Origin of the sequence: Streptomyces murinus, assembly GCF_002154555.1 — a bacterium.
GTDB classification, from domain to species: Bacteria; Actinomycetota; Actinomycetes; order Streptomycetales; family Streptomycetaceae; genus Streptomyces; species Streptomyces murinus.
Genome location: NZ_MUNF01000950.1, coordinates 1 through 995 on the forward strand (window position 1 = coordinate 1; position 995 = coordinate 995).

Annotated in this window: 2 protein-coding genes; both read left to right on the plus strand. The window is 70.5% G+C overall.

Going from position 1 to position 995, the window contains the following annotated elements:
* Positions 1-608: DUF6232 family protein (locus CCN72_RS36835; RefSeq protein ID WP_341868912.1), on the plus strand; the 608-nt coding region annotated here is incomplete at its 5' end.
* The gene (locus tag CCN72_RS36840; protein WP_086812658.1) at positions 605-955 is read left to right on the plus strand and encodes a hypothetical protein; all 351 of its coding nucleotides are present in this window, start codon (positions 605-607) and stop codon (positions 953-955) included. The genes CCN72_RS36835 and CCN72_RS36840, both read left to right, overlap by 4 nt.
* Positions 956-995 lie beyond the last annotated feature (40 nt).

Here is a 995-nt window from a genome sequence, read left to right on the forward strand (position 1 = left end):
GCGGATACACCGCCGCGCCGCCCATGCCGGATGTTCCCGCGCCCTCGCCGCATGCGGTGCCGAGGATGCTCGATCTGCGGGTCAGCAAGCGGATCCTGTGGATCGGGCGGGCGGTGTATCCGCTGGCCAACATCGCCCGTGTGTACTCCTTCGTGCTGCGGCCCAGGCGCAAGGAGGCGGTGCTGCGGTTCCTGCGGTACAGCGCCGGGACCATCGCCATCGCGATGCTCGTGATGCTGCCCAGCCTGCCCATGCTGGTGCTGGGCGGGTCGAACGGGCAGTCGGGCACGGCCGGTTACGTCGTCTTCGTGTGGCTCCTCGCCATCGGCGCCGAGATCTTCTTCCTGGTCGACATGATCGGTGTCCTGACCGCGAGCCCGCAGTACGTGCTCGCGGTGGAGACCTCGGGCGCGTCCACCGCGCTGGTCACCAGCCCGGACCCGCGCTATCTGGACCAGCTGGTGGAGCAGCTCTCGTATGCCATCGAGCATCCGGACACCGAGTTCCGGGTGACGGTGCAGAGCCTCACGGTCTCGCCGAAGAACTACTACTTCGGGGACAACGTCAACATGTACGGCGGCAGCGGAAACACGGGGATCAGCTCATGAGCGGTGACAGCTACTTCTACGGCGACAACGTGAACATGCACGGCGGCACCGGCAATATCGGCATCGTCAAGAACCAGGGCGGCGCGCCGACCGCGCAGGACCCGGCGCTGGCCGCGGCCCTCGCCGAACTCCGGCGGCTGGTGGCCGAGTTGCGGGCGCAGGTGCCGGAGCCCAGCGCGGCGCTGCTCGACGAGTCCGTGCCGGCCGCGACCGCCGACGCCGCCGTACCCGCGCCGGAGCGGCACCGGGCGCTGATGGCCATCGCCGGGATCGCGGCGACCGTCGGCACGGTCGGACAGCCGGTGGCGGAGGCGGTGCGGGCGATCATCGGGATGATCAACGGCTGATCCCCGGCCGACGCCTGGCCGCACCCCGGCCGCACCCCGG

Bases quoted from the DNA above. Each gene is read 5' to 3' on its own strand.
- CCN72_RS36840 (WP_086812658.1), top strand. From the start codon at position 605: ATGAGCGGTGACAGCTACTTCTACGGCGACAACGTGAACATGCACGGC.